Below are 6,631 nucleotides of genomic sequence, written 5' to 3'. Positions count from 1 at the left end.
ACAACGGCCTGAGCTGGCAGGATGTTCCGGTGCCCGACAGCACCGGCTGCGATAGAGCGCCAGCAGCGTGCCATCCTTCAGGAGCGTAATATTCATATGTACGCAGCCGGTGCTGTCGGGCACCGGAACATCCTGCCAGCTCAGGCCGTTGTCGCGTGACACCTTTACCGCGCTGATATCATTATTGCCGACCCATTTTTCACCGGGCTGTGTCTGGCAATAGAACACCGGCAGCAGCCACTCGCCGCTCGGCAGCACCACGATGGGCTGGCGGATAAAGGTGCCGGGTTTATCTAACAGCGTCTTAATCTCGCCCCAGCTTTCGCCCATATCATGTGACTGGCGATAGCGCACAATCGCCGTATCCTGATTGTCTGATTTCTGCGCCGTCCACAGCAGCCACAGTACATTATCCGGCGCCAGAAACAGCACCGGGTTTTGCTCGGAGCGGCTGGGATCGTCGGAAAGTTTTTGAGCTGCCGACCATTGACGGCTGCCGTTACTCAGTCGCGAGCAGTAGACAGAAATATCGGCAATACCTTCCTGCGTGCCGCCAAACCAGACGCAGAGCAGATCGCCGTTCGGCAGCGGCAGCAGATTAGCGGCATGATTCTGCGGGCAGGGAGATGGCAGCATTGCCGTCTCGATCTCGTCGTTTAAAGAAAGGGTTAGGGTTGTTTGCGTCATCTCAGGCTCCACTTTTCTGCATATTGGTTTTTGTCACTGGCCGTTTTTGTGGGATCAAATGATCCAGCGCCATAATCACCGCTGGCGTAATCAGGGCGATATACATATTGTTGATGCCGAACGGATCGCCCAGCAGATACCAAATCGAGGTCACGACGCAGGCACCGATCAGTCCGGCATTAGCGCCGCGCGCGCTTTTGAAAAAGGGCAGATAGAAAGCCATCATCGCAACCACGGAAATCGAAAGGCGAATGGCGCGGGTAAAGAATGAGAGCTTCAGGACTTCCGGCACGAACAGCACGAAAATCAGCGGCAGGAAGCCGATCGCCAGCGACAGCCAGCGCGTCATTTTAAATTCGCGCTCCGGAGTCGGATTTCGCATCGGCACATAGAAATCTTTTACAATCAGCGAGGCGATAGCCAACGCAACGGTACTGACGCTGACAAAGATCGAGGCGACCAGCGATGTCGTGACCAGACCCGCCAGCCATGGGCTCATATCCTGCAGAAAAACCGGCAGCGCGTAGAGGCTGTTGATATTGGGATGCAGGAACTTCGCCGCGACGCCGATAATCGCGATGGCGATAGCAATCGGCAGGCAGAACAGAAAAGCGACCCAGGTGGCGCGTTTCGCCGAGGCGGCGTCTTTGGTGGAGGAGATCGCCTGAATCACAAACTGGGTGCAGAAGATAGAACCGATGGTACCGATCAGCCAGGCGACAATGGTACTGGCGCCGATGTGTCCGTCCCAGGTCCAGTAAAAGTCCGGCATCTGCTGCACCATTGGCGAAATGCCACCGCTCATATGCAGCGCCACGCCCAGAATCACCAGAATGCCGAAATATTTCATGCCGCTGTGCAGCAGCGTCACCCAGGCCATGCCTTTCATGCCGCCAAAAGCGAAATAGAAGGTGCTGACGATGGCGGTAATAAAGGCGGCGACTGGCAGATTGACCTTCAGCACGGTAGAAATGGCCGCCGCGCCGCTGACATAGTTGCCCACGTTTACCAGCAGCAGCGCGTAAATCATAATAATGGAGATAATATTTTTAGTTGAATTGCCGTACTTCTCGGCAATGGCGCCGGAAATGGTGATTTTGCCGGTGTTATAAATGCGCTTCACCAGCAGCAGGCCGAACAGCGGAAAGCCGATCGCCGCGCCAATCACCGACCATGAGGCGGCGAAGCCATCCTCAAAGGCGGCCTGCGCGGTGCCGATAGTGGATTTCGCGCCGATATATTCCGACATCAGCATTACGCCGACGATAAAGGCCGGCATCGCGCGCGAGCCTTCCATAAAATCGCCGGAGCTTTTGCTTCGCAGCCGCCAGGTCATCCAGGTAGTAAACAGGATATAGGCGACCACGATTCCAATAATGATCAGCGTATCTACAGCAGTAAATTCTTTCATTATGGCCTCTCTCAGACGTAATAATCCCTGGGGCCGTATGGCCCCTTTTTTTAACGTAATCAGGCAGAAATAGTGTTTTAGTTATTGCAGGTATTGATTCACGATCTGGCGGATGCGCTGCTCGTCGTCGGCGCTGAAGCGCACCGCGTAGCGGCTTTCGCCCACATCGTGACCCATCAGCGCCAGCGCCTTTTTCACCGTGGCGGGCGAGAAAGCGACGCTGTAAAGATCGGTTCGTAGCCCGGTGACGTTTTCCTGCGCCAGTCGCGATGCCTCAATATCGCGTAGCTGGTAAGCGCGCCAGATAGCGTTAATTTCCTGCGGCGCGACATTCGCCAACCCGGAAATACACGCCGTACAGCCGTCAACGAAGCCCTGATGAATCAACGAGTCCGGCCCGTTCAGCACGGCGAAGTTGTCCATGTCCCGCGTTGCCTGCAGAAAACCGCTCAGGCTGTCATAGCTGCCCGCGCTGTCTTTAATGCCGATAATATTGGGATGCGCCGCCAGCGTGCGCACCGTCTCCGGCTGGAGCGTATTGCCGGTGCGCGCCGGAATGTTGTAGAGAAACAACGGAACCTCCAGCGCATCCGCCACCGTGCGGTAATGCCAGATCAGCTCCTCCTGTTTAAGCGGCACAAACCAGGGCGTAATTACCGAGACCGCGTCCACGCCAAGTTGCGCCACCTGCTTGCCCAGCCGGATAGTTTCCCGGGTGGAGATCTCGCCGATATGCGCCACTACCGGCGCGCGGTCTGCCGTTTCATCGAGGCAGGTTTCAATCACCGCCAGCTTTTCCTGCTCGTTCAGTACAAAAAACTCGCCGTTGGTGCCGCCGCAAAAAATACCGTTGCCCGCCTGGAGCTGACGGCGCACCTGCTGACGCTGGGCCGTCGGGTTAAATGCGCCCTGAGTGTCAAAAGTGGTGACAATCGCGGTAAGTACGCCTTCAATTTTCTGCTTCATAACTACCTCGTAATAGGTTCCGATCAGGCCGGAAAGAGCGTTTGATAAATATCCCGGACCATGTCGGCGTTAACCTTAGTGGGCACGTTTTTAATCAGGCGCTGAACGTCCAGCGCCGATTCCACCAACTGCGGCAACTGATCGGCGGCAATGCCCAGCTCATTCAGGCTGGCGGGCAATTTCAGGCGCTGTACCAGCGCGGCGAAATAGTCCACCAGCGCGTGAGATTTTTCTTCTTCGCTTAAGGCAGGGTTGGTGTCGGGCAGCAGGTCATAGGCCTGGGCAAATTTGCTGACTGCCGCCGGACGTATCGCACGCATACAGGGCGCCAACAGAATGGCGTTAGCTACCCCGTGCGGCAGGTGATATTTGCCACCCAGCGGATAGGAAAGGGCATGAACCAAATGGGTTCCGGCATGGGCGATGGCCGCGCCGCCGTAATAAGAGGCCCACAGCATATCGAGGCGCGCACAGAGGTTTTGCGGTTCGGCGACGCTGGTTTCCAGACTGGCGAACAGCTTTTTCAGGCCAATCAGCGCATAGTTATCGCTGACCGGATTGGCCACCGTCGCGGTAAAACATTCAATCAGGTGACACAGCGTGTCAATGCCGGTTGACGAGGCGATATGCGACGGCATGCTGGTGGTTAGTTCCGGTATCAGCGCCACGTAATCCGGCAGCATCGCCGGCGAGATAATGCCGACCTTGGTCTCCTTTTCCGGGATCGCCAGAATCGCGTTTGGCGTTGCCTCGAACCGGTTCCGGCCGTTGTCGGGATTAGCAGGGAGGGCAGGCGCGCCGTGGGTTTTTCCCCGGCCAGCAGCGCATCAAGCGTCGGCGCCGCAGCGCGACACAGTACCGACAGCAGTTTCGCCACATCCAGCACGCTGCCTCCGCCGATGCCAATCACCATCTCTATCTGGCGTCCACCCGGCTTTCCAGTTGAGTCATGACGTCGTGCTGGCTCGGCTCCGGCGGCACATCGTCCAGCACGATCAGCGTTTCAGCCTGTGTACGCAGTTGGTCAACCAGCGCCGTGACGGCGGGAATGGCGATAACATTCTTATCGGTTACCAGCAGCAGGCTGCGCCGGTTCTGAATGACATAACCAATGTCATTGAGCGCCTGAAAGCCGCTGAGAAGGGTGCTGTTGATATTCATAAGGTTTGCCTTTTCCCCTTGTTACGCCGGAAAAGCGGAAGCAGTTGATTGAACTTGATCATTTTCTCAGTGCGGTCACCTTCTCGCCGCCCCCGTTTTATAGGACATATCGCTTTTGATTAATTTGAGGTTGCTCATATTTAATCAATTGTGATTGAATATAATCAATCGACGTAAAACGGAGGGGACGTGATGAGAATCAAACAGGAATAGAAAAAATACCTGGCGGCATGATGGTGCTGCCGCTGGCGCTGGGCGCGACGCTGAATACCTTCTTTCCGCAGGCGCTACAGATAGGCGGCTTTACCTCCGCGCTGTTTAAAGATGGCGCGGCGGCGTTGATCGGCGCGTTTCTGCTCTGCATGGGCGCCGGCATCAGCGTGAAGGCGGCGCCGCGCGCGCTGTTGCAGGGCGGCGCCATTACCCTGACCAAGCTGCTGGTGGCCGTGGCGCTGGGGCTGGGCGTTCAGCTTCTGTGCGGCCCTGACGGCATCTGGGGATTAAGCGGCTTGGCGATTATTTCCGCCATGAGTAACTCTAACGGCGGGCTGTATGCCGCGCTGGCCGGCGAGTTCGGCGATGAGCGCGACGTAGGCGCCATCTCTGTCCTGTCGCTGAATGACGGCCCGTTTTTCACCATGATCGCCCTGGGCGCCGCCGGCATGGCGAACATTCCGCTGATGGCGCTGGTCGCCATCCTGATCCCGCTGATAGTCGGCATGTTGCTGGGCAATCTGGACAGCGAAATGCGCGCTTTCCTGACCCGTGGCGGCCCGTTGCTGATCCCTTTCTTCGCCTTTGCGCTGGGCGCCGGCATCCATCTGGAGATGCTGTTACAGGGCGGCGTGGCGGGCATCGGTCTGGGCGTTATCACCACGCTGATTGGCGGTTTCTTTACTATTCGCGTCGATAGGCTGGTCGGCGGCACGGGCATTGCCGGCGCCGCCGCCGCCAGTACCGCCGGCAATGCGGTAGCGACGCCGCTCGCTATCGCGCAGGCCGATCCGTCACTGGCCGGGGTGGCTTCAGCCGCCGCGCCGCTTATCGCCGCGTCGGTGATCACCACGGCGATCCTCACCCCGCTGTTAACTTCCTGGGTTGCAAAGCGCAACGCAGCGAATTAAGGAGACGTTATGAAAATGGTTGTCATCGCCGATGACTTTACCGGCGCCAACGATACCGGCGTTCAGTTGGCGAAAAAAGGCGCGCACACCGAAGTGATGCTTTCAGCGCAGCAGCCGCCGTCGCGCCGCGCCGATGTGCTGGTGATCAACACCGAAAGCCGCGCGCTTGATGCGGCGGCGGCGGCGCAGGCGGTACAGGAGGCGCTGGCGCCGTGGCGTCAGAAAGATTTGCTGATCTACAAGAAAATCGACTCCACCTTTCGCGGCAATATCGGCGCGGAAATCGAGGCGGCGCTGCTGGCCAGCGGCAGAGATCTGGCGCTGGTCGCCGCCGCCATTCCCGGCGCGGGCCGCACCACCTTACACGGCGAATGCCTGGTGGATCAGACGCCGCTGGCGCAAACCGAATACGCCAGCGATCCGCGCACGCCGATTGTCGCGTCGCGTATTCAACAGATTGTGGCGCAGCAGAGCCGGCTGCCGGTAACCGAAATCCCGCTGGCGACGGTGCGCGGCGGCGCGTTGTCCGCGCAGTTGCGCCGCTGCCGGCAGCAGACGCCCGTTATTGTGGTGATCGACGCGCTTACCGAAGGGGATCTGGCCGTGATTGCCGAAGCGGCGCTGGCGCTGGAGGCGCCTCCGCTACTGGTCGGCGCCGCCGGGCTCGCTGCCGCGCTGCCTGCCAGCGCCTGCGTTGCCGCGCGGCAGAGCCTGCCGGTGCTGACCATCGCCGGCTCAATGAGCGAGGCGACGCGGCGTCAGGTTGAGCTGGCGCTGCGCAACCGGCGCGCGCAGGCGGTGGAGGCGGATGCGGCGCAGTTGCTGCGCGACGAGGCATCTGTCGACCTGCTGGCAAAGCAGGCGAGCGCGCTGCTCGCCGACGGGCGTCACTGCATTGTACGCACCAGCCGCAGCATGGACGATCGCCGCCAGGTCGATGCGCTGTGTCAGCAATTTCAGTGCAGCCGCGCGGAACTGGGCGAACGGCTGAGCCGGCGCCTCGGCGAACTGACGCTGGCGATTACCGAACGCGCGCGTATCGGCGGGCTGTTTCTTACCGGCGGCGATACCGCTATCGCGGTGGCGCAGGCGCTGGGCGCGCAGGGCTACCGCATTCAGCAGGAGGCGGCGCCCTGTATTCCCTGCGGCTGCTTTATCAACAGCGATCTTGATGATTTGCCGGTGATTACCAAAGCCGGCGGTTTTGGTTCTGAGAACGCGCTTTGCGACGCGCTTTCGTTTATTGAGGAGATGTACTGTGACCACTAAGACCATTGCCGTA

5 protein-coding genes and 1 pseudogene are annotated in these 6,631 nt (G+C 59.2%); 2 read left to right on the top strand and 4 right to left on the bottom strand.

Going from position 1 to position 6,631, the window contains the following annotated elements; genetic code table 11:
• The 4 genes and pseudogenes from P3C52_RS07075 to P3C52_RS07060 all read right to left on the bottom strand — a co-directional run.
• The coding region (locus P3C52_RS07075) for an exo-alpha-sialidase (RefSeq protein ID WP_275554454.1) at positions 1-687 on the bottom strand (687 nt) is incomplete at its 3' end.
• A gap of 1 nt (position 688) precedes the next feature.
• On the bottom strand, positions 689-2,098 hold the full coding sequence (locus P3C52_RS07070; RefSeq protein ID WP_275554453.1) for a sodium:solute symporter family protein: 1,410 nt from the start codon (positions 2,096-2,098) through the stop codon (positions 689-691).
• Between the two features lie 81 nt (positions 2,099-2,179).
• Entirely contained in the window at positions 2,180-3,064 is an 885-nt protein-coding gene (locus P3C52_RS07065; RefSeq protein ID WP_275554452.1) for a dihydrodipicolinate synthase family protein, read from the bottom strand.
• 23 nt (positions 3,065-3,087) lie between these two features.
• A pseudogene (locus P3C52_RS07060) lies at positions 3,088-4,225 on the bottom strand (iron-containing alcohol dehydrogenase).
• 209 nt (positions 4,226-4,434) lie between these two features.
• Here P3C52_RS07060 and P3C52_RS07055 point away from each other — a divergent pair.
• A complete protein-coding gene (locus tag P3C52_RS07055) occupies positions 4,435-5,349 on the top strand; it encodes a 2-keto-3-deoxygluconate permease 1 (protein ID WP_275554463.1) in 915 nt (304 codons plus the stop codon).
• Between the two features lie 9 nt (positions 5,350-5,358).
• On the top strand, positions 5,359-6,618 hold the full coding sequence (locus P3C52_RS07050) for a four-carbon acid sugar kinase family protein (RefSeq protein ID WP_275554451.1): 1,260 nt from the start codon (positions 5,359-5,361) through the stop codon (positions 6,616-6,618).
• Positions 6,619-6,631 lie beyond the last annotated feature (13 nt).

Source organism: Mixta sp. Marseille-Q2659, from assembly GCF_940807255.1.
Classification (GTDB): Bacteria; Pseudomonadota; Gammaproteobacteria; order Enterobacterales; family Enterobacteriaceae; genus Mixta.
Note: the sequence above shows the minus strand (reverse complement) of the source record. Positions and strands in the feature narration are given on the sequence as shown.

What these genes read in the sequence shown, in the direction of transcription:
- P3C52_RS07070 (WP_275554453.1), bottom strand. Translation starts at nt 2,098, where the DNA reads ATGAAAGAATTTACTGCTGTAGATACGCTGATCATTATTGGAATCGTG.
- P3C52_RS07065 (WP_275554452.1), bottom strand. Translation starts at nt 3,064, where the DNA reads ATGAAGCAGAAAATTGAAGGCGTACTTACCGCGATTGTCACCACTTTT.
- P3C52_RS07050 (WP_275554451.1), top strand. Translation starts at nt 5,359, where the DNA reads ATGAAAATGGTTGTCATCGCCGATGACTTTACCGGCGCCAACGATACC.